Origin of the sequence: Streptomyces sp. NRRL S-495 (assembly GCF_000966955.1) — a bacterium.
Taxonomy (GTDB): domain Bacteria; phylum Actinomycetota; class Actinomycetes; order Streptomycetales; family Streptomycetaceae; genus Kitasatospora; species Kitasatospora purpeofusca.
Genome location: NZ_JZWY01001076.1, coordinates 1 through 419, shown reverse-complemented (window position 1 = coordinate 419; position 419 = coordinate 1). Strand labels below are relative to the sequence as shown.

Sequence of the window (419 nt, the reverse complement as noted above, 5' to 3'; positions counted from 1 at the left end):
CGGCGAGCCGGGCCAGCGGGCGGCGGTCGGGGCCGGCCGGGTGGGCGGCGAGGCGGCGCAGCACGACCCGCAGGGTGTCCTCGACGGCCGCGGTGCCGGGGGCGCTGGGGCTGTCGCCGGCCCGCAGGTGGGCGGCGAGCAGGCCGGCCAGGGCATGGGCGGTGTCGGGGTCGACCGGGGCGGCGGTGTCGGGGTCGGCGGCGCGGAACGCGGTGTGCAGGGCGGCCAGCTCGGCCGCGGCGGGGACGGCGCAGCCGGCGGCGTCGTGGAGGGGGCAGAGCAGCCCGTAGTCGGGGAGGCGGTCGGGCAGGTGGGCGGCGAGGCCGGCGGGCAGCACGGGGGCGAGGGCGGCGACGGGCGGGCCGGGCAGCGGGGGGCGGGTCCAGTCCCCGGGCGCGGGGGCGAGGACGGGCGCGGGG

General features: G+C 84.7%; 1 pseudogene. It reads right to left on the bottom strand.

The features are described 5' to 3' along the window. Window positions 1–419: pseudogene (locus VR45_RS50370) on the bottom strand (XRE family transcriptional regulator); the annotation flags it as partial.